This window comes from Scytonema sp. PRP1 (assembly GCF_036697665.2).
Taxonomy (GTDB): domain Bacteria; phylum Cyanobacteriota; class Cyanobacteriia; order Cyanobacteriales; family Nostocaceae; genus Kalymmatonema; species Kalymmatonema gypsitolerans.
This window is the reverse complement of sequence record NZ_JBAHYJ020000123.1, coordinates 169,052-194,150: the sequence shown is the minus strand read 5'-3', so window position 1 is coordinate 194,150 and position 25,099 is coordinate 169,052. Positions and strand designations below refer to the sequence as shown.

General features: G+C 42.2%; 26 protein-coding genes. 11 read left to right on the top strand and 15 right to left on the bottom strand.

Annotation, left to right across the window (positions count from 1 at the left end; genetic code table 11):
- Positions 1–17 precede the first annotated feature (17 nt).
- The 6 genes from V5G28_RS33140 to V5G28_RS33115 all read right to left on the bottom strand — a co-directional run bounded on the left by V5G28_RS33140 (position 18) and on the right by V5G28_RS33115 (position 4,757).
- Positions 18–764, bottom strand: a complete 747-nt coding sequence (locus V5G28_RS33140) for a hypothetical protein (RefSeq protein ID WP_332991709.1) — start codon at positions 762–764, stop codon at positions 18–20.
- A gap of 40 nt (positions 765–804) precedes the next feature.
- The gene (locus tag V5G28_RS33135; protein WP_041041526.1) at positions 805–1,221 is read right to left on the bottom strand and encodes a secondary thiamine-phosphate synthase enzyme YjbQ; all 417 of its coding nucleotides are present in this window, start codon (positions 1,219–1,221) and stop codon (positions 805–807) included.
- Positions 1,222–1,248: 27 nt separating this feature from the next.
- Positions 1,249–1,506: a hypothetical protein gene (locus V5G28_RS33130; RefSeq protein ID WP_332991706.1), complete on the bottom strand. Its 258-nt coding sequence runs from the start codon at positions 1,504–1,506 to the stop codon at positions 1,249–1,251.
- Positions 1,503–2,000, bottom strand: a complete 498-nt coding sequence (locus tag V5G28_RS33125; RefSeq protein ID WP_096565385.1) for a hypothetical protein — start codon at positions 1,998–2,000, stop codon at positions 1,503–1,505. The genes V5G28_RS33130 and V5G28_RS33125 overlap by 4 nt, the downstream gene beginning before the upstream one ends.
- Positions 2,001–2,128: 128 nt before the next feature.
- Positions 2,129–3,208, bottom strand: a complete 1,080-nt coding sequence (locus V5G28_RS33120; protein WP_332991729.1) for a glycosyl transferase — start codon at positions 3,206–3,208, stop codon at positions 2,129–2,131.
- A gap of 358 nt (positions 3,209–3,566) precedes the next feature.
- Positions 3,567–4,757, bottom strand: coding sequence for an aminotransferase class V-fold PLP-dependent enzyme (locus V5G28_RS33115; RefSeq protein ID WP_332991703.1), 1,191 nt, complete (start codon positions 4,755–4,757; stop codon positions 3,567–3,569).
- Positions 4,758–4,932: 175 nt separating this feature from the next.
- Here V5G28_RS33115 and V5G28_RS33110 point away from each other — a divergent pair, with 175 nt between their 5' ends.
- Entirely contained in the window at positions 4,933–6,480 is a 1,548-nt protein-coding gene (locus V5G28_RS33110) for a TM0106 family RecB-like putative nuclease (RefSeq protein ID WP_332991701.1), read from the top strand.
- 151 nt (positions 6,481–6,631) lie between these two features.
- Here V5G28_RS33110 and V5G28_RS33105 read toward each other — a convergent pair whose 3' ends face one another.
- Positions 6,632–7,522: a DUF4394 domain-containing protein gene (locus V5G28_RS33105; RefSeq protein WP_332991697.1), complete on the bottom strand. Its 891-nt coding sequence runs from the start codon at positions 7,520–7,522 to the stop codon at positions 6,632–6,634.
- Between the two features lie 360 nt (positions 7,523–7,882).
- Between V5G28_RS33105 and V5G28_RS33100 the strand changes: the two genes are divergently transcribed.
- Together V5G28_RS33100 and V5G28_RS33095 are read left to right on the top strand one after the other, a co-directional pair.
- The gene (locus V5G28_RS33100) at positions 7,883–8,155 is read left to right on the top strand and encodes a hypothetical protein (RefSeq protein WP_336231522.1); all 273 of its coding nucleotides are present in this window, start codon (positions 7,883–7,885) and stop codon (positions 8,153–8,155) included.
- 12 nt (positions 8,156–8,167) lie between these two features.
- Entirely contained in the window at positions 8,168–9,349 is a 1,182-nt protein-coding gene (locus V5G28_RS33095) for an esterase-like activity of phytase family protein (protein ID WP_332991692.1), read from the top strand.
- Between the two features lie 188 nt (positions 9,350–9,537).
- Here V5G28_RS33095 and V5G28_RS33090 read toward each other — a convergent pair whose 3' ends face one another.
- From V5G28_RS33090 to V5G28_RS33080, 3 genes are all read right to left on the bottom strand, one after another.
- Positions 9,538–9,816: a hypothetical protein gene (locus V5G28_RS33090; RefSeq protein ID WP_332991689.1), complete on the bottom strand. Its 279-nt coding sequence runs from the start codon at positions 9,814–9,816 to the stop codon at positions 9,538–9,540.
- A 180-nt stretch (positions 9,817–9,996) separates the two neighbouring features.
- Positions 9,997–11,733, bottom strand: a complete 1,737-nt coding sequence (locus tag V5G28_RS33085) for a S8 family peptidase (RefSeq protein WP_332991687.1) — start codon at positions 11,731–11,733, stop codon at positions 9,997–9,999.
- A 1,097-nt stretch (positions 11,734–12,830) separates the two neighbouring features.
- Positions 12,831–13,049: a hypothetical protein gene (locus V5G28_RS33080; RefSeq protein WP_041041516.1), complete on the bottom strand. Its 219-nt coding sequence runs from the start codon at positions 13,047–13,049 to the stop codon at positions 12,831–12,833.
- Between the two features lie 601 nt (positions 13,050–13,650).
- On the opposite strand from V5G28_RS33080, the gene uvsE reads away from it, so the two are divergent.
- The gene (gene uvsE, locus V5G28_RS33075) at positions 13,651–14,619 is read left to right on the top strand and encodes a UV DNA damage repair endonuclease UvsE (protein WP_332991681.1); all 969 of its coding nucleotides are present in this window, start codon (positions 13,651–13,653) and stop codon (positions 14,617–14,619) included.
- A gap of 53 nt (positions 14,620–14,672) precedes the next feature.
- Here uvsE and V5G28_RS33070 read toward each other — a convergent pair whose 3' ends face one another.
- Positions 14,673–15,242 (bottom strand): hypothetical protein, encoded by a 570-nt coding sequence (locus V5G28_RS33070; protein WP_332991680.1) that lies wholly within the window; start codon positions 15,240–15,242, stop codon positions 14,673–14,675.
- 234 nt (positions 15,243–15,476) lie between these two features.
- On the opposite strand from V5G28_RS33070, the gene V5G28_RS33065 reads away from it, so the two are divergent.
- A complete protein-coding gene (locus V5G28_RS33065; protein ID WP_332991678.1) occupies positions 15,477–17,075 on the top strand; it encodes an Hsp70 family protein in 1,599 nt (532 codons plus the stop codon).
- Positions 17,076–17,238: 163 nt separating this feature from the next.
- Here the strand turns inward: V5G28_RS33065 and V5G28_RS33060 are convergent, their stop codons facing one another.
- Positions 17,239–17,862: a hypothetical protein gene (locus V5G28_RS33060; protein WP_336231521.1), complete on the bottom strand. Its 624-nt coding sequence runs from the start codon at positions 17,860–17,862 to the stop codon at positions 17,239–17,241.
- A gap of 108 nt (positions 17,863–17,970) precedes the next feature.
- Between V5G28_RS33060 and V5G28_RS33055 the strand changes: the two genes are divergently transcribed.
- The 6 genes from V5G28_RS33055 to V5G28_RS33030 all read left to right on the top strand — a co-directional run bounded on the left by V5G28_RS33055 (position 17,971) and on the right by V5G28_RS33030 (position 23,358).
- Positions 17,971–18,486, top strand: a complete 516-nt coding sequence (locus tag V5G28_RS33055) for a hypothetical protein (protein ID WP_332991674.1) — start codon at positions 17,971–17,973, stop codon at positions 18,484–18,486.
- 21 nt (positions 18,487–18,507) lie between these two features.
- A complete protein-coding gene (locus V5G28_RS33050) occupies positions 18,508–18,747 on the top strand; it encodes a hypothetical protein (protein WP_332991672.1) in 240 nt (79 codons plus the stop codon).
- A 134-nt stretch (positions 18,748–18,881) separates the two neighbouring features.
- A complete protein-coding gene (locus V5G28_RS33045; protein WP_332991670.1) occupies positions 18,882–19,913 on the top strand; it encodes an ABC transporter ATP-binding protein in 1,032 nt (343 codons plus the stop codon).
- A gap of 76 nt (positions 19,914–19,989) precedes the next feature.
- Entirely contained in the window at positions 19,990–20,778 is a 789-nt protein-coding gene (locus tag V5G28_RS33040) for an ABC transporter permease (RefSeq protein ID WP_332991726.1), read from the top strand.
- 583 nt (positions 20,779–21,361) lie between these two features.
- Complete coding sequence (locus tag V5G28_RS33035) at positions 21,362–22,129, top strand: DUF1350 family protein (protein WP_332991667.1); 768 nt, start codon at positions 21,362–21,364, stop codon at positions 22,127–22,129.
- A 92-nt stretch (positions 22,130–22,221) separates the two neighbouring features.
- Positions 22,222–23,358 carry a PP2C family protein-serine/threonine phosphatase gene (locus tag V5G28_RS33030; protein WP_332991724.1) on the top strand — a complete coding sequence of 379 codons (1,137 nt, stop codon included), beginning with the start codon at positions 22,222–22,224 and terminating at the stop codon, positions 23,356–23,358.
- Here V5G28_RS33030 and V5G28_RS33025 read toward each other — a convergent pair.
- From V5G28_RS33025 to V5G28_RS33015, 3 genes are all read right to left on the bottom strand, one after another.
- Positions 23,355–23,690: an STAS domain-containing protein gene (locus V5G28_RS33025; protein WP_332991665.1), complete on the bottom strand. Its 336-nt coding sequence runs from the start codon at positions 23,688–23,690 to the stop codon at positions 23,355–23,357. The two genes, V5G28_RS33030 and V5G28_RS33025, sit on opposite strands and share 4 nt — an antisense overlap.
- 171 nt (positions 23,691–23,861) lie before the next feature.
- Positions 23,862–24,539, bottom strand: coding sequence for a nucleotide exchange factor GrpE (gene grpE, locus V5G28_RS33020; protein WP_332991722.1), 678 nt, complete (start codon positions 24,537–24,539; stop codon positions 23,862–23,864).
- A 72-nt stretch (positions 24,540–24,611) separates the two neighbouring features.
- Entirely contained in the window at positions 24,612–25,097 is a 486-nt protein-coding gene (locus tag V5G28_RS33015; protein ID WP_332991663.1) for a Dps family protein, read from the bottom strand.
- Positions 25,098–25,099 lie beyond the last annotated feature (2 nt).

The following is a 25,099-nucleotide window of genomic DNA, read 5'->3' as shown; positions in this document are numbered from 1 at the left end:
ATTGACTTTGAACTATATTAACTATTTTTAGGAATATTAAGTTTTAATGAGATCTGTTCGCGAAGTTCGTGGAAAGGTTTGTTCCAAAGAGGTTGAGCGTTCCAATTCCATGCTGCTACCGGAATAAGTTGTTGGGTTGCAAGATAAGTCAGCAGGCGGTACTCATCTTCTGGTTCTCGGGAAAAGCAGAAGGGATTGCGATAACATTTTTCAGAAAGTTGATGATATCGGGCATCCCCAACACGAATAAGTTGTATAATTTTTTTACCTTTTGAGATTAAATAATCCAAAAAAGTCAGACTGAAAGGTTCAATAACGGCGCGAGTTTGGGCTTCGTTTTGTACCCATTTTGCCCAGTCAAACCCAAATATAAAGTCGTGGACGTAGCGAAAGCGAATTTCGGATTGTTTGCCAAACAGCCCCATAAGCGACACTATCTTATCTCCAAAAGATTCTAAAAAAGACACAGCACCGTCTTTTGCTACCAAAGCCTGTCTAAGCATACTACTGACAATGAAATCAAAATCCCAGAAAATGTTTTCTGGAAAGTTGTGTAACATGGCACCAAGCATACGCTCCAATGTATTGCTTAGAGAATTTATCAGTTGAATATCACAAGTTTTTTCAGCAATTGAACTCCCCAGTTCTACAAAGCTGGTTGTGAAAGTCTTGTGCGGATTGAGTGACAAACAACTGACTGTATGCTGGGCGAGGATTTCATCAAGAAGTCGAAAAGGATCAGTTATTTTCCGATTTTGCTTCATATGATTAAAACCACCCGAAAGTTCCGCTAAAAAATTATTTTCACGAACCAGAAATGTGAACAACCAATTCTCTAGTGTGGCTTCTTTGCCTATGTTCCCAGATATAAATTCCTTGCCAAGTTCCCAGTACTAAGTGACCTCGATTTATAGGAATAATTTCTGATGTGTGGGTCAAAGCTGTGCGAATATGTGCTGGCATATCATCAGGACCTTCAGCATCATGAATGTACTGGGCTGATTCTGGCACGATTTTTGCCATAAAGTTGGCTAAATCCTTGAGTACATCTGGATCGGCATTTTCTTGAATCAGCAAACTGGCTGAGGTATGGCGCAAAAACAGAACGCACAGCCCTGTCTCAACTCTTGATTCGGCGACTGCGTCTTCAATTTTTTGGGTAATGTTATGTAAAGATTTACCAGTAGTGGAAACCTTCAATAACTTTTGGTAGTGCGTCATCTTTAAACATTATTCATGAATCATCAATCATGAGTCATCAGTCTCTGGTTCAGAGTTTGTGGACTCTTGAGTGTTGAGTGTTGACTCTAAATCGTCCTCTTTGCCTTCTTCTTGTGGATGATTTTCTTCGCCCTCTAGCCAAGGAGAGTCGAAGTGAGTCCAAGGAAGAATCGGTTTATTAGGTAAGTTGGGGGTTAGAACTGTAATATTTGCTGCATCTGGTTTTGGCAAACGCAAAGACCTACTATCAGATTCTGTGGCATGAAATCTTTTGGAATAATTCATAAATGTTGCTGCAAATCAGGCATAAAATAGAGAGCAACTACGTGCGACAAGGCAACCAATGCAATTCCCCAAGTTACACCAGCAGCATAGAATAACGACTGAGAGATATCGTTGATAGGCTGCTTGTTAGCATTATACGTCTCTACTTGATTAACTAGCATCTGCAACTGATACTCTTCAGGCGCCATTGCCAGATAACCCTCCAAAAATTTTTCATTTTCTGGGTTGGGAGTAATAACGAATTGCCGTGGTAGCAAAGCATTTATCAACAGTGTAAAGTTTATCAAAAATAATGTAACTTCTGTAATACTGAACAGGCTGAAGACGGAAAGCAGCCTTGCGATGGTAAGAACGCTGAGCAATGCACTGTTTGCCACAAACAGGATATTGGTCTGAGTGAGTAAAATTTGCCGTTCTTCCTTTTGTTTGTCTAAGACTCGACGTATATCCTGCGAGGCTAAGCTCAAAGTCAGGGAAGATAGATTTTGTTCCATGACAAAACTTAGAAATAGATAAATTAGTATAAAGAAATACTTATTTGCACTACCTGTTACGGCTTAAAGCTGTCAAAAGCTTATCCTCCTTAGCAAGTAGCTTCCCTTAAAAAGCTGTCTTGTTGATTTTACAGATGCAAATAGTTGAACACAGCCTGAGCTATAGTATCATTACCATCCTTAGCAATAGGTAGGGATTGCTTCGGTTGGTTGGGCGGTTGGTTGAGAAAATCCCAAGTTTCCTGAAAAAATTCAGATGGGGTAAGAATTTGATGTTGGTTGTAATTAGTAATACCTTCTAATAAAAAAGCCGCTTCTGCAAATTCATCACGAGTCACTGAAACGATTGGCACTTGCAGACGTGTAGCTTCAGCAAACGTACTGAAACCTGGTTTAGAAACAACTCGCCCACAAATTGGCATAAAATCAACAGGGCGGTATTTCTGGTCAGTGACTGGCACTAAATTTGGCAAATCGGGGGCAGACTTATCAAAGGCGATAAATTGCCAATCTGGAAATTGCTTTAGATTATGGTAGGGAATTTGCTGCAAACCCAAGCCACCAAAGGTGAGTAAGATAGTCTTTTCTGTTGGGGCTGTGATTCCCCATGTAGATCTTACTTCTTCACAAGAGTAGCGAGGAGAACCGCCTGTTAACCCTACGTCTGTGATATTGTTGAAAGCTTGCATTGGTTCATGGAAAGGAAGACGAAACAGGCGATCGCACTTTGAGTAACAATCACTTATCCAATCCGCGATCTCTGTAAAGCTATCACCCCAATCTCGATAGATAAAGTCAAAGCCAAAGTTACTCATCATCCAACAGGGAATACCAGCTACTTTGGCAATTTTGCTGGCAAGGAAGGGGATATCCGCCAAGATAAGATTAACGCGATTTTGCCGGATAAAGTTGGCTTCAGAAGCAATGATGGAATTTTGGTTTTTCTTGATCTCAAGTAATTTTTCTAATGTTGCAGTTTTATCCATTGTCAAGCTATCTGCTTGCACCACACCCAAATCCATCGCCCGAGGACGCTGGATAAAATCGCCTTCTATGTAGCACTCTAGCAACCATCGTGGGGCTGTGCTGACGATAATAAGTAGGACTTGGGGACATAACTTTTGAATTGTCGCGGCTACGGCTGCGGCGCGGGTTGCATGACCAAAGCCGTGATTGGTGATGGCTATGTATAAAATTGGTCTATCCATTGGAGTCATGAGTCATGATGAATTGTTCGTTGTAAAGACGTAGTATGCTAAGTTTCTACGTGAAACCTTTTGCAAAAGTCAATTTTATGAAAAAAAACCACAGATGGACACAGATGGACACAGATAAATTATCCGCGTTTTTCTGCGTGTATATGCGGTTGTAAATATCCATGAATCATACTTTTGCAAGAAGTCTATTTGTTAAGGGACTTCCAAATTAAAAAATATCCCAGTTTTCTTGTAGGATGGGCTTCTAGCGCGTCGTAGAAACTGGGCGGGCAAGGATGCCCACCCCACACGAGTTGATAATTTATTTATTAGAAATCCCTAATTATTAGACGTAGGTATGGCTTAATACCTACATTTGACAAAATCGTTGAATTCCTTCAACCAGTTGGTCGATTTCTGATTCTAGAGTAAAATAGTGAACACAAGCACGTACGCAATCCGGATCGGCTATTGTCCGAGTAAATAATCTTTGTGACTCCAAATAGACAACCAGTTCACGGCTAGCGTTAGGTTTTTGATTTGTGAGTTGAAACGAGACTAAGCCGCTTTCTGGCGGAGAAGTTCGCAAACATTTGACATCGGATATCACCTGTAATCGTTGCCATAAGTATTCGCTGTAATGGCAGATTTGCTGGTAACGTTCCTCTGGTGTACCCCATTGCTGATGAATAGCGATCGCCTCCCTTAACCCTGTATACAGTGGATAATTAGATGTCGCAACTTCATAGCGTTGCCCATCTGGTTGCCAACCCACAGGCTGATCTTGATTATCACGCACAATACCGCGCCAACCGATAAACGTAGGTTTGTGGCTGTCTCGTACTTCTGGTCGTACATACAAACCTCCGACACCCCCAGGACCGCACAACCATTTATGACCGGTAAAGGCGTAAAAATCGGCTCCCAATTCAGTTAAGTTTAAAGGCAGTAAGCCGACGGACTGAGCGGCATCTATCAAAAGTCTGATAGAGTTATTTATGCATATTTCAGCTATTTTGTCAATAGGCAAAACTTGACCTGTATTCCAAAGAACGTGACTTAAGATCACAAGGCGAGTCTTTGGACGCAAATGTTGGGTGATGACTTCAACCGGGTTCCCTTCGTTTAAAGTTGCCATTAAGGGACAAGTACTCAGTTCAACAGCGAACCGACGCCCGATTTCCTGAGCTGTTGCGATGATACCAGGATGTTCGCAGTCGCTGAGTAATATGTGGTCGCCTGGCTGCCAATCAAGACCCCAAATAGCAATATTACAGCCAACAGTGACATCCTCAGTTAAAGTGATTGTTTCGGGTGGTACATTTAACTCAGAGGCGATCGCCACTCTAGCAGCTTTCACCTCTTGTCCAACCCAACGACCGACTTCATTACCAAAAGGACCTATTTGCTGGATATAAGCTTCCGCATGAGAAATAGCATCCAAAGCGGTTTGTGGCATTGGTCCTTGACCGCCATAGTTAAAATACGTCTTATTTGCCAAAGCTGGAAATAGCTGTCGGTACTGATGCAACTTGGTTGGTGATGCGGAAATACTAGTCATCGGTCATTAATCTTTAGTCATTAGATATTTAGTTATTCTCCCCCTACTTTTCCTACTTTTCCTACTTTCCTTCACTTGTGGACTTCCCCACCTTGCCAAAAAGTGTGCTGGGTAACATTGACTTTAGTTATTTGGATCACTGCCAGAAAGTGCGAATTCTTGTTACCTTAAGAGAATGTTAATTAATGCTGAACTACTGCTGCAATACCAACGCTGCAAGCGCCGACCTTTTTTAGACATTCACGGTGATAAAAGTCGGCGAGATGCTGGTAATGACTTGCTGCTGAAACTGTACCAGGACAAAATTGCTCATCAGATGAGTGTTTTGACACAGTTTACATATCAGGAACCACAATATGGACGATTAGACTGGAAAGCAGGAACTGCAGCAACTTTTGAGTTGATGCAGCAGGGGGTTGAGTGCATTCATCAAGGAGTGCTGTTAGCAAGTTATTCTGAAAGACACACGCTACTAAGCCGTCCAGATATTCTCGTTAAGCACATAGGACAATCCCGCTTTGGAGATTGGATGTATGTTCCGCTGAGTATTGAACTGGGTAAGCGTCCTAAACAAGAGTATCAGGTTCTAGCAGCATTTCACGCTTATGTGTTGGCGACGGTGCAAGAAGTTGAGGTGGAAACAGCTTGGCTGATGTTGCGTGGTAAAGAGGCGGGTTATCCTGTGGATATATCTAAATGGATGCCACAAATGCACCGCATCCTGCACGAGAGTATTGAAACTTTGGAAACAGAGGAAGCGCCGGAAGTCTTCATTTCTCGTCAACGCTGCAGTCTTTGCCCCTGGTACAGTCATTGTTATGGAGTCGCTCAATCTCAGAGACACCTCTCTTTGTTACCAGGTGTGACACCCGTTCGCTACAAACAACTGCAAGCGTTAGATATAACAACAGTAGAATCTTTAGCGACAACTCGCGCCACTGAACTGGAAAACCTACCTGGTTTCGACAGCATAGTAGCACCTAAGCTGATATTGCAAGCGCAATCTATCCTAGAAAACCGTCCATTTATTATACCATACCTATCATCAAAGCAAGAATATCTTGTAGATGGCACTGTTAACACTGCTGTTTGCCTCGACAAAGCGACAAACACTGCTACAGACGCTACACAGATAGATGATCATAGGGACGATATCCTATTTACAGCTCCTGTAGAGATATTTTTTGATATTGAGGCGCAACCAGACTTGAATTTAGATTACCTATTGGGAGTTTTGGTTGTTGATAGACTTGCTAAGACAGAACAGTTTTATTCTTTTTTAGCAGAAACAAAAGAAGAAGAAAAATTTATATGGCAACAATTTCTGGATTTGGTTTGGCAATATCCAGATGCACCAATTTATCATTTTTGTGTTTACGAATTTGATACAGTCAAACGACTCGCAAAGGAGTACCACACTCCGTACACTTCTGTATTCCCGGTACTTAGGCGGTTTGTGGATGTGTATGAAGTATTAACGCAAAACGTGGCGTTACCTGTAGAAAGTTATGCTTTAAAAGCAATTGCTCGATGGCTGGGGTTTGAGTGGCGTGATCCAGAAGCAAGCGGAGCTAAGTGTATTTACTGGTATGACGAGTGGTTAAAAACAGGCGATCGCTCTTTACTAGAAATTATCCAACGTTACAACGAAGACGACTGCCGTGCAACACGCAGCGTAAAAGACTGGCTTGTGAACTTTTTCCAGAATGAGTATCGTGATTAGTCCTTTGAAAATATGGGCTATTGATTTCTAGAATATTTCTCGGTTATGGGGTAGATGCGCTTCTGGTTATTCGCTCAACAAAAGTTATTTATTTAGATTAGCCTTAAGTACCACCCATCAAGCTAGCCTTGATTGTCTACTGAAAGTCTGACTAAATGAGCGACTTCAGACGACGACGGCAGCGACGTAATAAAGCAAGCATACCACCAACGGCTACAGAGCCAAGGACAGTACCAGGCTCAGGGACAGGCTGAGCTGTCACTCCTACGATTCTGCTACTACCATTGCCGATGCTGCCTATTTGCGTAGCAGCACCTGTAGACAAGTTGATGTTGTATAGATTGGAGCCAGTTGAATTGACTGGAGTCAGTGTTGCAACGGCAGTATTCACCCCATTTTGTGTGAAGATATCGAACCCTCCTCTTGAGTCGATGTCGATACCGAGAGAACCTACCCTTTCCAAAGTGCCAGCATTCGGGGGGTTCTGTATAAATAATGCGTCGCTGATGTAGTCAATGTCGTACAGCGTAGTTCCGGTGGCTGGGTCATTATCTGCATTGGTATAGGCTGCAGCAGTAATGTTGGGGTTTCCAGGGTTCAGTGTCCCATCAACAATCACCTCACCAGTATCCACATTGATGCGGAGGTTCTGACCATTGCCACCGACAACCCGTAGGCGATCAGGTACTGGGTTGAAGTCTACTCCGGAAACAAATCCGCCGGTAAAGGCAGTGGTGAGTTGACTTACAAAAGTACCAGCACCAGTAAACGGGTTAATGGTGTAAATGCTATTGGTATCCGTCAGACCATAGATTTGATTGTTAGCTGGACGAAGGTCAATGCCCAACACACGACCAGTGACGCCAGTGATTGAGACACTGCTAGTAGCAGTGGGATTATCGGAGTCAAAAAGAACTAGATTGTTGTTGTCAGTTAGACCAACCAAACCCAAAGCAGCCGCAGGTTTGGTATCGCTGACCAGATTAAATATCGTGACTACAGCCAGTGCGGATATGACTGTTCTAAACCGATTGAGTTTCATTAAAAAGCCCTCAAGCCCTAAATTGTACTAGCCTTTAGAGGAAAATTCATACAATAACGCCGTCGTTATACTTACGTAATTAGACTTTGTAATTGTAAATAATTATGAATTTATCCCTGTCAAAAATAGTACATTAAACAACCGAGCAAATTCTACAAAAGAGGTATACCTTCATTAAATCTTTAATTCTTTAATCAACGTATTACGGGAATCTGCTAAATCAAGACTCGATCAATACAAATGGACCGAGAGTCGCTATTGCTACCAAAGAATCTCTACACAAGTAAGGAGCCATGCACTCTTTGGTAAATGATAGATTATCTTTTTCAGTAAATATTTATACCAAAAATTAATACAATCTTGTTGGCAATAGCTGATAACCATATACTGCGATCGCTACCGCGCCGCCTTCCCATTCAGTTTTGCTTTAATGCCAATAGTATGTTAAACCAATCGACTACAGAAAAATCTGCAATCAAAGATGCAATAGCGGTTGGTGGTGTTGAGTGCAATACATCAAGAAATAACAACCACTCATGGGACAGTCATGGGACACAGATAATTACTTCATCCAAACGAGAAGCGCTATATTTGCTTAACCATGATATCTTGTTTGTGATTTTCACTCTTTAGCAATAACTCACAATGCAGCACCTCAAAAAGTTTTTGAAGTTTCGGCTAATTATTTTCTTTCTTATTCCGATTTTAATTGTCAGCATATTTTTCCTGAATCTACCTGCTTCAGCTTTTCCGATAACTGAAATAGATTTTATAGGTTCTGCAACTTTCCCCACAGATTTTTCTTTCCAAAAAACTCCAATGGGAGGATTTTCTGGAATTACATACGACGCTAAAAAAGAAGTTTATTACACAATATCTGATGATCGTAGCGAAAAAGCTCCTGCTCGCTTTTACACCTTGAAAATTGACCTCAGCAAGGGGTCGTTAACAGATGGTGGGGTTGTACCTGTTGGCGTCACCACGCTGTTAAAGGAAAGTGGTCAACCTTTTCCTACGAGTAGTATTGATTCAGAAGGTATCAGCTTAACAAACAAAGAAACTCTTTATATTTCTTCTGAAGGTGATAATAGTAAACAGATAAAACCTTTTATTAAGGAATTTTCAATTTCTTCTGCAAAGGAACTGACAACACTACCAATTCCCAAGAAATTTTTGCCAAATCAAAGCGGTAAACAGGGTATCCGTGAGAACTTAGGGTTTGAATCTCTAACTATCACACCCAACCAAAAGTATCTGTTTACAGCCACGGAAAATGCTCTGATTCAAGATGGTCCCGAAGCCAAACCAAAAGCCAGTAGTCCTTGCCGCATATTACAATATAATTTGCTCACTGGTGAGCCAGAAAAAGAATTTCTTTACCAGACTGAACCAGCCACACCATTTTTGAATTTCTCTCGTCGATTTTCTAGCGGGTTAACTGATTTAGTTGCTCTTGATAATCAAGGTCATTTCCTAAGTTTAGAGCGGACTTTTACTGGCTTTGGGTTTTCTATTGCACTTTTTCAGATTTCCTTGGAAGGTGCTGATGATATTCATGATATCGATAGCCTTTTAACTGTTGACCTTAAGAACATCAAACCTATTGAGAAAAAACCGCTTTTTGATTTGAGACAACTGGATGTGGCGCTAGACAATATCGAAGGCTTAACTCTCGGTTCCAAATTACCTGATGGTCAATCATTAATCCTTGTGAGCGACAATAACTTTAATCCTCTTCAGAGAACGCAGATACTCGCTTTTAGACTCAAGGTGGAATCACCCCTCATCAGATTATTGCGGCGTTTAGTTCCTAAGTCTAATCGTTAATAAGTAAGTTAATAAGTAAGTGGGGAAGTGGAGGCAATACGGTTAGTTATGTGAATGTATTCAAAGCGATCGCTACTGATTTGCCCGTCTTTCCCACGGTTATCTACCGACAATTCTTTTGAGTGCAGCGGAAATTGAGGAAGGCTTAGCCGAAAGTCGTTTAAAATTTGATGTTAAATGTAAGCTCCTCATCTACGATTCAGCAAACGCATTTTTTGAGACAGCTTAATAGACTGCACCCAAGGCTGTTCCGACAACTGAGAAATTGCGTTTGGTGATAAGGTTGCTGTGAAGATATCCTTTCCCGGTGTCACATTTGGGACGCCTAAATTTTCTAACATGGCAGGTGCATCTGTCGAATTTGCATCTGCTGTGGTATGAATGAAAACATTCAAACTTGGCTCTTGTGGGTTATCGACATCATTCAGCGCTACTGCAAGGGCGCTATCCAGCTTTTGATAATTCATAAAAACCTCCCATTAAGTCAACAAGGGCAAGCAAAATAGCTTGCCCTATAATTAACCTATCAAATTTATCAGGTTGCGATTAACTACCTTTATACGGACTTCCTCGTTCCCAGGCTCAGCCTGGGAACGAGAATATAGAGGCTCCGCCTCTTATTGATTTTGGTGCAAGATGTCAGCCAACTAGAGATTAAGCGCATTAATGAGTCCATAGCCCCATTTATTATCAAAGGTTCCTGCTGGTTTACCTGGTATGGAACTATTTTTACGAAGCAGTTCTTTGATAGCAGCGGGATCGAGGTTGGGGTTACGCTGCAACAGCAGTGCTATCAAGCCGCTGACGAAGGGCGCTGCCATACTTGTACCAGCATTCGCCATAAACTTGGAATTAATAATCATTGAGTGGTCGAAATTGGCATTCGAGGAGAGGGCGGAAACAATCATCGCGCCTGGTGCTGCGACATCCGGTTTTTGAACATCATTCCGCAGCGGTCCTTCACTGCTGAAGTCAGAAATTGTATTCAGAGGGAAGCCAAATTCTTGAACTTTGCCGTCTATGTCAGTGTACTTCACTTTAGTTGTATAAGCAGCAACTGTAATTGCACTGCTGGCACATCCAGGGGAACCAACTTTCACTGAGTCAGCCACACTTCTACCTGTGAATAATGTTGCTCCATCTAAGGTCCACACATCCAACCGCACATCTTTGGATGAAGTGTTTTTGAACCGCAATTGCCAAATTCCACCTTGTACGGGCATACTAAACTTGTTGTTAGCTGTACCGCGAATTTGTACTAAAACGTTATAGTCCCCGTTAGCTGGATCGCGTCTTGGTGTTGCGACTTGCACCCGCGAATCTTGCAAGGTGTATTCCTTTGTATAATTACCTTCAGCAATGACTGGTTGGAAGGGTGTGACGAAACCGTTAGGACTACGTAGAGACACTTCCAATTGACCAGCACTAGAGTACCAACCGTTTAACAAGGCGATACTTGATTGATTTAATGGCACGTTGAAACGCATGGTATGGGTTTTACCAGCCTTGACAATTGCTTGAGCGTGAATGTTATCGTTGCCTTCGTTACCCGCAGCACAGCAAACTATACGTCCAGGACCAGTTTCAGAGTCAATAATTTTTGACAGCGAGTCGCTTCCGTCGTGAGGGTCAAAGTGTCCGCCCAAGCTCATATTAACGACTGCTGGACGCCCTAATTCTCGGGCGACCCGGAAAATATAGCGGACAGCATCAGCAATGTGACCTTCATCCAAGTCACTCCTGACGATGATCAATTCTGCCTCTGGTGCGACACCGCCATATGTAGCATCCACACCAGCAGCAATTCCAGCAACGTGAGTCCCGTGACCGTTTGTATCTTGAGAAACTGTCAGTAGTGAGCCAGTTAATTCCGCTCCATATTTGCCCTCTAGCACTCCAGGACCAGACAGTGTTTGATCCCAAATGCGTAAAATACGCCCTTCAAAGGCGGGGTGCTTCGGGTCAATCCCGCTGTCGATAATACCGATAAGAACTCCCTTACCAGTAAGCCCGTTATTTTTCTTTATAAACTCCGGTATGTGAACTGCGTTTTTGGCAACGTCCATCCGCAGTTTTAGTTTACGCGATGGCTTGATGCGCTCGATCGCAGGGTCTTCAGATAAGGTGTCTAAACTTTCTATAGGTAAGAAAGCCGTTCGGACGTGTCCGACATTTTGGTTGACTTCAATACCTTGTTGTGAAAGATGGCTCAAGTCTGCATGTTCGTCACAGTAGATAAAAACTACGCTACGGGTTGGCTTGAGATTGTTTTTGGGAGGAATGATACTCAGCATTCGTACCTGTGGACTTAAAGCTTGCTGTCCTTCCCGTTGATAATCTTCAAATGCTATTAGCAGTCCTGGAGATAGTTTTTCGTGTCTCATGTGACCTCAATTCAAGTATAATTCTGCAACATCTTAGCAAGATAAGCCGAATAAGTATGAATTATAAATTCTGAAAAATTTTAGATTTTTTCGGTTTTGGGCGGTTAGGAAAATTAATTGATTTTTGGAAACTCTAGCTTGCACTTAATTATCCTCTCCCTACTCGCCTAAAGCAATTTTTTTACCGAAAATCTAAAAAACTTAATTTCTTAATTTATAATTCATTATTTAAAAATTTTTAAGTTGCTTTAAGTGAATACAGCGTCAGCGTGAATCTTTACGGAAGAAGTTGAAAAAATTTCTGAGATTTGGTGATGTGTAGAGACGCGCCATGATGCGTCTTTAGGGACTTCCAAATAAAAAAATATCCCAAATTTTCTTGTGTGATGGGTGTCCCCACCCGTCCCAATATTCAGGGCGGGCTTTCCTACCCAACGCCAGTCGCTGTGAGTTCGGGAAAGCCGTCATTCGCGCTGGCTCCCCCACAAGATGGATAATTTATTTCTTGGAAATCCCTTACATTGCTTCGCTAATCAATATACTTTTCACGATATCTGTGCTAATTACAAGATTTGATTAATACGAGCGTGAATTCTCTATACAAAGACTCTGCGTCCCTCTGCGCTGACTCCGCGCTCCTCTGCCTTTAAAAAGGCGCTCGTTTTTACGCAAAGCTGTGCTAAGTTGTCTAGCTAACATCACAAATAACAAGAAACCGGATTTCTCGTTATAGTCCAATACGGTTCAGTTAGTGGTGTTTAGTTTTGTTAAGATCCCCCAACCCCCTTAAAAAGGGGGCTTAGTCCCTTTTAAGGAGGGCTAGGGAGGATCAATCCTTAAGTGAACTGTATTGCGTTATAGTCATTAAAAAATCGGGGGAATTTTTAGATTTCTCGAAATTCCCCCGATTTTTGCAAATGCAAGTAAATAAACACACCTTTGGCGCACCCTCCATTGCCGTAAAAAGTGCTTTGTTTCAGATACTCAACCTTCCGATTTTTTAGAAAACTAGCGCCAATCAGGACTATTGTCCTCGTATCTTACTATTTGGTTTTATGACTGCTACATTTGCATTCCATCAAACATCAAAAATGGAATTATGCCTTAGATGTGGGCTTGAGAAATAACCAAGCCACAAAGAAAGTTGCAGCGGTAAAGAGTTGCGTTAGATCCAACGCAGACAGATAGCCATCGGAAAACGAAGCAATGCTGCGATCAGTTATACCAAATACCCAAGATGAAATGCCAAACACCCAAATTCCATTCTTTAGATTTCCCACAAATTGATTAGAGTCTGACTGTTGCTGGTTATTCATGATTTTCTCCGTTGTTGAAGAATCTGATGGTTAAAGGATGCACCAGCAGCGGATGCTCGCTACTGGTAAATTTTTGGTGCGATCGTTTCCGCATCTGATAACTTTTTTGGCTCTCACTGCTAAAGATTAAATTTCTTTACTATATTAATAAATATTTAAGCTACTTGACATCACTGCCAAAAGATACATGTGGGAAAATTGACATTCCTGTTTTGGTTTTTTTCCTCAAGTGCTTTTTGTCAAGAGAGTATAAATACTAAATTAAAAATATTTTGTTTCAATTATGACATTTTATGTAATAAAACTTTATTAATTCTCATAGACCTATCTTTAGGCAGATATACTTCTACAACACTGTCTTGTTGTCTTTATCGGAACGGAAGCTTGTAGTTCCTATGAAAATGGACAAACTCTAGAGACGTTGTATGCAATGCCAAGGGGCGGGGGTGAGGTAATTGAGCCGCAACGCGCGTATTATTTTTGAATTTAGAATTTTGAATTTTGAATTTGAGCCAAGCGAGTGACTTCTGTCTTTGGATACTCACCACTTAAGGGTAGAAATGAGTTAAATCAAAGAAGTGGCGTAATAGTGATATGTAATATGTCAGCAGTGCGGGAGTCTAAATCCCTATCAGGGATTGCAACTAACAATTCACCTAATGCACAGCAGTTGGAAAAAACTGCTCCACCGCACTTAGGACTGGTTTGCATCACATTTTCCAAAGAGGTGCGCTTCCGGACAATAACGCGCACGCGCTACTTAGAACTCCCAGAAGAGCAACGTGAAACTGCTCTGAAAGTACTTTATCGGGATAACTTACAGCGCTTGGATTTGGCGTTAACTTTTTGTGTGCGGAACTCGCTACGGCTTTATCGGATGACTTCTAATTTGTTCCCCATGAGTGACTGGGAGGACGAAGTCGGCGCAACTGTTTTAGAGAAGATGAGTGCAGATTTAGCCAAAATCGGGCAAAGGGCGACAAGATTGGGCATCAGAATGGTACTACATCCAGACCAATACGTGGTGCTGAGTTCTGATTCACCACAAGTGGTGGAAGCTAGTATCAAAATTTTAGATCGGCACGCCCGCACGTTAGATTTACTAGGTTTACCACGTTCCTCTTGGTCATTGATGAATATTCATGGTGGCAAATCTCAACGCCCAGATCAACTGGTGGGGGTGATTTCAGAATTGCCAGAAAATATCAAAAGCCGCTTGACTTTGGAAAATGACGAACACGCCTATAGTACCAATGAAATTTTAGAAGTTTGCCAACGGGCTGAAATACCATTGGTATTTGATGCCCATCACCATATTTGTCATGAAAATTTAGAGAGTTACGACGATCCGAATGTGGCGGAAATGTTTTATGCTGCACGAGAAACTTGGGATAAGCCTGAGTGGCAGTTGGTTCATATTTCCAATGGTGAAGAAGCTTTCCAAGACAGAAAACACAGCGACTTGATCACTGCTATGCCTAGTGTTTACCGAGAAGCGCCTTGGATAGAAGTCGAAGCTAAGCATAAGGAAGAAGCGATCGCCCATTTGCGCTCTTGGTGGCTGCAATAAATTCCCTAATCTTCGGTGTCTGAGGGCGATTTGATTTTCTCTAGGCACTGTTTTCATTTTTCCAAGAGTTCCCTGGTTTCCTGGATATGTTCCTGAGAGCCTTTGATATGCTCGTGTGTTCTTTCTATACGTTTGTGGGACGACTTCTCTAAATTCTTTGATTTCTTATGAGCAATATCCTTTTTTAAAGGATTTCTTTGAAGACTTAACCTGTCTGTCTGTTGCAATTCCTCTGGTTTAACTTTTTCGCCATAAATAACAGTGAGCAGCTCAGCTACAGACTCACTCTTCAATTTTTCACTTTTCAAAATTGTCTTAGCGACTTCCTTCGCCTCAAAGAGTGTTAAGCATTCTAAATTTTTTAGACGCAAGTTGCCCCTGAAGGGGCAACTTGCGTCTAAAGTGAGTGCAGTAAACAACTCTTCGTTTGTCATCTTCAATTCTTGCTCTAGCTCTTGCAGTTGGTTCTCTTTGTGCTGCAAATATAGCTTTTGACTCTCTACCAACTCACGCAAAAACTCTACTTGCTCGCGTAAAAACTTTATCTCCTCAAAAGCAGGCAATATTTCATCAGTACAAGCTGCCTGTTGTGCCATTTCGGGCTGTTGTTGATTTTCCTGCATAGCTTGAATGATATTTTGCTAGCAGGCATAGCACACCATCTAGCTTTGTTATGATCTTTACATATAGATTTTATAAAAAAAATCCTACTCTCGAGCATTGATTTTTTTGCTCAATTATTATAATGGCGTAGTCGTGGGAAAACTGCTGTCGGCATAACTGCGCTCTTAAAAATACAATGGCTAATGGGAAAATAATCTCACGCTTTGCATCTTTGCGTGAGATGATTAAAAATTATGGCAATAGCAATAGATTTTGGAACGAGCAACACAGTTATCGCTCGCTGGAACCCAGTTACCCAACAACCAGAAACTCTCAACATACCTGGTTTATCGATTCAACAAAGTCTCAACCCGCCACTGATTCCCAGCTTGGTTTATGTTGAAGACGCCTCCAAGGGGCAAGTGTTGGTGGGTCAACAGGTGCGCGATCGCGGTCTTGACCTGAAAAACGACCCACGATTTTTCCGCAGTTTCAAACGCGGTATTGGCGCAGACATCCAAGGTTTCTTACCTGAGATAGATGGACAAAATATAACCTTTGAGGGAGTAGGGCAATGGTTCCTCTCGCAAATCATTGAGCAATTGGCACCAATGCAAGGGGGAATAGACTCTCTGGTGTTAACTGTACCTGTAGACAGCTTTGAAGCTTATCGTCACTGGCTAGGACAAGTTTGCCAAACCCTAAGCGTCGAACAAGTGCGGATGTTGGATGAACCAACAGCGGCTGCTTTAGGTTATGGTATGGCAGACCAAGAAATTCTCTTGGTGATTGACTTTGGCGGCGGAACGTTGGATTTATCGCTGGTGCGTCTGGATAAAAGCGTACAAACCACTCAAAAGCCTTTAGGGTTTCTTCTTAAGTGGGGGAATAAGTCCTTAGCCGAAGACTCTAAGCAAAAGGTAAAAACCGCTCGCGTACTGGCGAAAGCTGGGCAAAATTTGGGTGGTACTGATATTGATAATTGGCTGGTTGATTACTTTGCCAAAACCCAAGGGTTGGTGGCGAGTCCCTTGACAACGCGACTGGCGGAAAGGGTAAAGATTCAGCTTTCAAGCCAAACCCAAGCAAGTGAAGTTTATTTCAACGATGAAACATTTGAAAGTTATGAGTTAGAACTCAACCGCGATACCCTAGAAAATATCCTCAAAGAACACGCGTTTTTTGAACAACTTGATGAGTCGATGAGTTCCCTGTTGCAGCAAGCGCGACGCCAGGGAATAGAAGTTTCAGACATTAATGCTGTTTTACTTGTTGGTGGGACTGTGCAACTTCCAGCCGTCCAAACATGGGTGAAGCAGTATTTTGAACCAGAAAAAATTCGTTGCGAGCGTCCTTTTGAAGCGATCGCCCAAGGTGCTTTGCAGCTTGCTCAAGGTGTGGAACTGAAAGATTTTCTTTACCATAGCTACGGTATCCGTTACTGGGACCGCCGCAACAAATGCCACAGTTGGCATCCTATCATTAAAGCTGGGCAACCTTACCCAATGAGTCAGCCTGTAGAGTTAGTTTTAGGTGCTTCTGTCGAGAGTCAGCCGAGTATTGAATTAATTATGGGGGAATTGGGAGCAGAGACAGGCGCTACAGAAGTTTATTTTGATGGCGATCGCCTGATTACTCGCTCAATCGCCACCGGGCAAACAAACGTCAAATCCCTCAACGATAAAGATGGTGCAAGAAGTATTGCTCAACTGACACCGCCTGGATTTCCGGGGAGCGATCGCGTCAAAGTCCGCTTTCAAATCGATGAGCAACGCTTTTTGCGAATCACGGTTGAGGACTTGTTAACCAGTGAAACGTTGTTGGAGAATCAACTCGTGGCGCAGTTGAGTTAAAAATGGCTTGTAGTGAGCGCTTACTACACCAGTACAAATTGACCTCTTTCCTAACCCCTCCCCACCTCTCCCTAACCCTCCCCTCTTAGAGGAGGGAAGAGGAGCAGCTTTTTTTACTGCGAGGGGAAATAGCCCCCAACGCTAGTAGGATACTGCTGGCGAATCAGGGGTGTGACCCTCTAATACATATCCGTGTAGGGGGGAAAGTGACGCAACTGGGGAACGCTACGCGCTTATTTGGCGGTGCCGAGTACGGGCACAAAGACCGCTCACGGGCAGTGAGTGTTGTCGCGGCCCGCACCCGGCACTGCGCTGCCGCCGCCAAATCTTCCCCAGTTGCCGTAGCGCCAGTCAACAAAGCACTAGCAGATGCCTTACCATTGGCAGATGTACGCAAACCACTGATTTCCACTTTCTCAGTGGCATTAACAGTCAAATTCCCGCCCTTGCCTGCACCTCTTGTGGTGGTTCTAACCTCTGCTCCGTCTTGAACAAGCAATTGTTGGGCGTTAATTGTCAAATTTCCGCCATTACCTTGTGCTTGATTTTGCACAACATTGAAGACATTGCTCCCTTGCCCTATTTTTATTTCTCCTGTTGCATTCAGGGTAATATCTCCTGCAACAGCGCCAACTAAGTCCGAACCTTGCACAATGCCAGCAGTTACGGAACTTCCTCCCAAAATGTTTATATTTCGGTATGTTGACGATGGAATTATTCGGTAAAGTGCCATCAGGGGTAATTTGAGCTTGAGTGCAATGTCCAGAGAAAGTATACACACCACCAATAGCAATTCCTAAGAAAGCGCCCTAACGAGTACTTATGCTAGACATTGCACTTCCCAGCTTTTTTAGTGTTTACATTATTACTTAGTAAACCACAACACTCAAGATTTATGGTGCAAACATTACAAGCAAAAGATATAAATTTACGCTACTTAATCGACAACTTTGGTCTTCAGTTAGTTTTGCATGACCAATTCTTCTGGGAATGGCAAGATAATTTGCCTGAAAGTACAAATTTAGATAAACAACTTTTAGACAAGGTAAAAGCTGGTTATTTCAATTTCATTAACTATCCACTTTTGCTAGAAGATGTCGTCCGAATGGCAATTGTAGCTCCTATACTTTTTCTTGGAAATTTTTACTTAACTCCTTTTTACGTAAAATCAGAAGAACCTATAGATATTGCTGTAGATATTGCTGTGCCTGATGATGATGTCATTATCAAAGGCAAAATTGATACATTAGTTTTGAAAGACCAATTATGGCTAATGATTATTGAGTCTAAAAAAGCTTCCTTCTCAATTGAAGAAGGATCTGACTTTTTACGCCATGTGGAAAAGTTCACAAAAAATCTAACTTTCAAACCCAAAATTCAAAGTCTCTCTCCTTATAAGAGAGAGAAATAGAAGCGAGGTTTTCCAGATAACGTGAAAAGTAAGAAAGAAGGACTAGCACAAATTCTTGCTTGTATGTTGGGTAGTCCTCACCCAAACAAAATCTGTTTTGGTATGATTGCCACTGGTAGCGAGTTTATTTTCGTCAAATTAGTTAAAGGAAATCTACCCCGTTATGCTTTATCCAAGGGCTTCTTGATGCGTAACCCCGGAAATGACTTAGATGAGGTGCTTCGCATCTTTAAGCGCTTGACTCAGTTAATAAGTGCTTGAACCTTTGAGCATGACTGAGTGCGTAAGTATAAAATAATAACAAATTTGTATTGTTTCTACAAATTGAAAGACAATAAGATCTGGAACTCTTTTAAGTAAAGTTTGTTGCTAAATCCAATTTATTACTGTCTGTTATGTCACCAGAATCGTCAGTACACAATGTTTCTAATGCAAATGATTATAGTATAATATCCGTTCAAAACCTGAGCAAAGTTTATCCTGTCGCCGTTAAAGAACCAGGAATTGTAGGGACAATAACCCACTTTTTTCGCCGCACATACCGACAGATCAAAGCAGTTCACGATGTTTCCTTTGAAATTGCACCTGGTGAAGTGGTGGGGTTTTTAGGACCAAATGGCGCGGGTAAAACCACGACGCTAAAAATGCTCACGGGGCTGATTTATCCTTCTAGCGGTCAAGTTACAGTTGGTGGACATATTCCATTTCGTCGCCAAGAACCGTTTTTACAAAAAATCACCTTGGTAATGGGGCAAAAACAGCAACTGCTTTGGGACTTACCAGCACTTGATTCTCTCAAGATTAACGGTGCTGTCTACAATATCTCCGATAAAGAGTTCCGTCAACGGGTAGGAGAATTAACCGAGATGCTATCGCTGGAAGGTAAACTGACTCAACCGGTGCGGAAACTGTCTTTAGGTGAACGCATGAAGGCAGAACTCTTAGCAGCACTTTTGCATCGTCCTCAGGTACTGTTTTTAGATGAACCGACACTGGGATTGGATGTAAATGCTCAAGTGGGAGTGCGTGATTTCTTGCGCGAGTACAATCAGCGATATCAAGCGACAGTATTATTGACAAGCCATTACATGGCTGACATTACTGCTTTATGTCAGCGGGTTCTGCTTATTCACCAAGGACAGTTGATGTATGACGGTAGCTTAGATGGACTGCTGGAACGTTTTGCGCCTTATCGAGAAGTCCATCTGGAATTAATTAATCCTGTACCTAAAGAAAAACTGATGTTATATGGTGATGTGCGACACATGGAAGGGCGATCGGTTTGTTATATGGTGCAGCAAGAGGAACTTACCCGAACGGTGGCGCGGATTTTAGCAGATTTGGATGTCGTTGATTTGACAGTCACAGAACCGCCAGTTGAAGAAGTGATTGGGCGAGTTTTCCAAGCAGGAGTGGTCAACGTTTAAATAAGACAAAGATGTACAGACGCTTTCATTCAGCGCGTCTCTACAATGACTCATGACTCATGACTAAATCTTTATGATGAAGCGAATTTTCAAGAAAGCCTTGACGTTCCTGTCAGTGTACTACGCCTATATGGTTGAGTATCGGGCGGAACTTATTTTATGGGTGCTGGCAAATTCTCTGCCAATTATTCTCATGGGAGTATGGATACAGGCGGCGCAAGGAGGACGGTTCGGTCTGTCACCTGTGGATTTTGCCCGTTACTTTCTTACTGTTTTTCTCCTCAGACAAATCACAGTTGTTTGGGTTGTTTGGGAGTTTGAAAGGGAAATAGTAGAAGGAAAACTTTCTCCTCGCTTGCTACAACCTATTGATCCAGTATGGCATCATATTGCGTCTCATATTTCTGAAAGAGCAGCCCGTTTACCTTTTACATTGTTACTGCTGGTGATATTTTTTCTCCTGTATCCCCAAGCTTTTTGGTTGCCAAGTCTAGCAAATCTTTTGCTATTTATGTTGGCGGCGATGCTCGCTTTTGCTTTGCGTTTTATTATGCAATACTCATTTGCAATGCTTGCTTTTTGGACGGAACGGGCGAGTGCTGTAGAAAATTTTTGGTTTTTGTTTTATTTATTTTTGTCTGGGATGATTGCACCTCTAGAGGTTTTTCCTCCAAGCGTGCGGGCGGTGGTACTTTGTACGCCGTTTCCTTATATGATTGATTTCCCTGCAAGTATTTTGGTTGGGCTACCCGTGGATTTAGGACGGGGATTTTTGTCAATGGTGGGTTGGATTTTGGTGTTTTTGGGTTTAAATCGTTTGCTGTGGCGGCGGGGGTTGAAGAGATATTCTGGGATGGGAGCATAATCTCGTATTCGCTTTCATACTTATAGCACTTCTGATTTGAATAGACTTCTTGCATTCATTCCAAAAAAATGAATAATTAACCGCAGATGGACGCACCCTCAACGCACATGAAACCCACTTATGTAATGAAGTACAGGTTTATCTGTGTTCCATGAGTGTACTCTGCCTTAAGCCGCCTCTGTCTACATCTGTGGTTCATTATTTCTAGGACTAACGCATTGACAAAAATCATTAAATATGAATTACGTTTTTCGACTGTAAGGTGGGCAGTGGTAAGCACTAGCATATAATCTGCACATCAATTTATGGCACTGCCCACCCTACTTTGTGTTGTGGTCTGAAACAACCGAATGCACGTTAACGCATATGATGGTCAATCTGTACAGTGCGTAAGTTCTAATTTCTTTATTTCTTTGGTGTAGCTTACAACGGTTGCAAACCGCTATAAAATTAGCACGCACGCCATCAGCCTTAAAGAGTGTCGGTTTTGGCGGATACCCACCCCACAACAACACTCAACAAAGCTTACTATTAAAAAGTATTAAATACTCGGCTTTGATCTCTCACCCTTTACCTTGTTGAGATGGACTGGCAAGAAATCTCTGGCAACTGGGTACTCGTTCCCCGAAATCCTGTTGCAATCATTCACTTCCTGGGCGGCGCATTCGTTGCTACCGCACCCCACCTGACTTACCGCCACTTATTAGAACAACTGGCAAGCAAAGGCTATGCTGTGATCGCGACGCCGTTTGTGAACACTTTGGATCATAGTGCGATCGCCAAATCTGTACTATTAAACTTTGAACGCGCCGTAGAACGCTTACACGATACTTCGGCAATACGCAAGCGCTACCTTCCCATCTACGGAATCGGACACAGTATGGGGTGCAAACTCCATTTACTCATTGGTAGCCTTCTTCCTGTAGAACGCGCTGGCAATATCCTCATATCCTATAACAACTACGCTGCACGCGAAGCCATTCCCTTAATCGAACAGTTCAACTTAGCCACCGCTGTCGAGTTTACCCCCTCACCCTTAGAAACCAATAAACTCGTGCAAGAACGCTATAATATTCGCCGCAACTTGTTGATAAAATTTAGTAACGACACACTTGATCAATCAAAAACTTTAACTGAACTCTTGAAACAACGGTTTCCAGAGATGGTGACGGTACAGACACTCACCGGAACTCATACCACACCCTTAGGGCAAGATATTAAATGGCAGACGGGAGAATCGTTCACGCCGTTTGACGCCTTCGGACAGTGGTTCAAGCAAGAAGTATACCGCGACCTCAATCAGCTCCAACGCACCATCCTGTTGTGGCTAAATCCTCTTTCCCCTCCATAATCATCTAGAGAGATAGTCAAAAGTCAAAAGTCTTCCATGGCTAATGACTTATAACTGACTAATGACTCGTGACTTAATGACTAATGGCTAATTTGTATCAAATCTTAATAATTGATGATGACCTGGCAGTACAGATACTTCTGACAAGGATGCTGGAAAGACAGGGTTATAAAGTCGTGGTTGCTAGCAATGGTGAGGAAGGAATTGTCAAGGCAGTTGCTTGTTGTCCGGCGCTGATTATTTGTGATTGGATTATGCCAGGGTTAAACGGACTGGAAGTTTGCCAACGAATCAAGGCAGATCCCCAGTTATCTACTACATTCTTTATTTTATTAACGTCTTTAGATTCCGTAGCCGATCGCGTTAAGGGCTTAGATGCGGGTGCTGATGACTTTATCACAAAACCGATTGAACATAATGAATTGCAAGCGAGAGTAAGAGCAGGATTACGTCTGCACCAGCTTAGTAGGGATTTACAAACCCAAAAGCAAATTTTAGAAGCAGAATTGGCAGAAGCAGCAGAATATGTGCGATCGCTTCTACCACCTCCAATGACGCATCCTTTGGGCATCAATTTCCAATTCATTCCCTCACGCCAACTGGGAGGTGATTGTTTTGATTACTATTGGCTTGACCCTGATTACCTGGCAATATATCTGTTAGATACCGCAGGACATGGACTCAGAGCAACTCTCCCCTCGATTTCTGTGCTAAATTTACTGCGATCGCGTGCTCTTAAGGGTCTGAATTACTATCAACCTAGTGATGTCCTGCAAGCGTTGAATAATACTTTTCAAATGAATTATCAAAACGATAAGTACTTTACTATCTGGTATGGAGTTTATAACCGAGTTAAACGCCAATTAATTTACGCAAGTGCCGGTCATCCACCAGCAGTCTTAATATCGGGAAAATCCGCAACCTCGACTAAAGTCAAAAAATTGAGAACTCCAGGTGTGCCTGTGGGTATGTTTCCACAGGTAAAATATGTAGATGACTTTTGCAATATTGAAGAATCGAGTTCTCTTTATATTTTCAGTGATGGTGCTTACGAAATCACCCAATCAGATGGCACTCTTTGGACATTAGAAGGTTTCATTCAGATGCTTGTCACCTCACAGGGGCGATTTGAGGGTAAACTTGACCAGATATTAAATTACATCATCTCTTTAAACTCAAAAGAAGCTTTTGATGATGATTTATCTATCATCAAGATGAAGTTTGATTAATTTATTTTAGATATGGCAACTTTGTTAAATTCCTCTTGACTAGGAAATATTTCAAATACCTTATCCATACCGGTCAGTTCACACAATATCCTAACTTGTTCATTGATCGAGCAGATCACCAAATTCCTATCTACAGCCCGTAGAGCTTTGAAAGCTAACACCAAAGCACCCAAGCCAGAACTGTCCATAAAAGTCACATCTTTAAAATCAACTAATACTATTTTGGTGCTACTTTCTTTTTCTATAATTTCATTAATTTTTTCTCGAAAGTCTTGGGATTGACTACTCCCTAACATTCCAGTTAGTTGAATAACTTTTACTTGCTCTATCATAACGTAGGAACACTAATTAGTATAAAATTTTCTTGACATTGTTAGTCTATACCAATAGTAATTCATTTGAAAAACTGTAACCACATACCTATGTAAAACTTCTGAATAATAAATTCGGATTTACCGAGAACTATTTGTTTGTAATTTTTCAAGCGTAAGTGCCTGTTTCTGCTATGATTTGCCTACACTTAGGCGTGAAACGGGGCTGACCTTAGCTCGATATAGCAACTTGTCACCTTGACGGTAACCAGTGTAACGCACCTTGACAATTTCACCAACTTGTGGATTTCCTTCGAGAAGCTGGTGGAGTTGTGGGTTATACGGTATTTCTGCTCCCACAGGTGCTATGGCTTCCACTCCCCACTGCTGCAAAAGTTTTTCTAAGGGTTTGTGTACCAACGGAACGATGTTGAGGGCCGGTAACTGGGGATTTTCTCGTGCTTTCTGTGCGGCTGTGGGAAATTGCAATAACAAAGATTCCAGCAGTTGCAAACTAGACTGCTGGAACTCTTGCTGTAATACTTGTCGTTGCTGTTGTATTTGCTGTTGCGATCGCTCGTATTCTTTTTTTAATTGAGCTACATAATGTAACAATTCTTGGGTTGGTGTATCTTTATCTATTACCAACTCTACTTGAGAGAAAGTCGCAACTAGTTCATTTAAGCTGAGTTTCAGCGCTTGCGACAACTTAAGTAGGACATCCACGCGCATTTGCCCAACTCCGAACCGTCGCAACCGCAAAATTTGACGTTCTGAGACACCAGCAGTGCGACTCAACGCTTTAAAACTAGAAATACCCACCCGTTGCATTAAATCATGCAATTTTTGAGTGAAATCGGTGTTGGACATGACAGCATACAAGGAATTAGGAATTGGGAATTGGGAATTGGTTATTTTTGCCATTCCCCATTCCCCATACCTCTATTCTTCCAGCAAACTTCTCAGCATCCAAGCATTCTTTTCGTGTACCTGCATCCGCTGAGTCAATAAATCGGCAGTGGGTTCGTCATTAACTTCATCCACAACGGGGAAGATAGACCGCGCAGTTCTCACAACGGCTTCTTGTCCTTCGACAAGCAGGCGGATCATTTCTGTAGCTTTGGGGACACCAGGACTTTCTGAAATCGAACTGAGTTGGGCAAACTCGCTGTAAGTACCGGGTGCAGGATAGCCCAATGCTCTAATCCGTTCCGCAATCAAATCAACTGCTGCCGCTAACTCTGTATACTGGGTCTCAAATAACAAATGCAGAGTTTGGAACATCGGTCCTGTGACGTTCCAATGAAAGTTATGAGTTTTCAGGTACAGCGTATAAGTATCAGCCAGCAGACGAGACAAACCTTCGGCAATTTTAGCCCTGCTTGCTTCGTCAATACCAATGTTTACTGGGAATGTTTGACTTGGCATAA